1 protein-coding gene is annotated in these 239 nt (G+C 57.7%); it reads left to right on the top strand.

All coding sequences use genetic code 11. The annotated features are described in order from the left end of the window. Positions 1-239, top strand: a 239-nt coding sequence (locus R0J87_RS24375) for a TonB-dependent receptor plug domain-containing protein (protein WP_498889626.1), incomplete at both ends; no start/stop codon positions are given.

Below are 239 nucleotides of genomic sequence, written 5' to 3'. Positions count from 1 at the left end.
GCTATCTCCATTGCCTCAACCTTCAGCGTATCGGCTATCGCCCAGGCAGACACCCAGACACCCCATATCGAGGACACCATCACTGTGTTAGGGGAAACCTACCGCAACACAGCGACCAAAACCGCACTGACACCCGAAGAAACCCCGCAGGCTATCTCGGTGATTGACCGTGAAACGCTGGACCTGCGCGGGGCCAGCTCAGTCAGCGAAGCATTACGCTACGCGTCCGGGGTTAATAC

This window comes from Halomonas sp. SIMBA_159 (assembly GCF_046536035.1).
GTDB lineage: Bacteria > Pseudomonadota > Gammaproteobacteria > Pseudomonadales > Halomonadaceae > Vreelandella > Vreelandella venusta_A.
The sequence above is the reverse complement of the archived record's forward strand: the minus strand, read 5'-3'. Positions and strand labels throughout refer to the sequence as shown.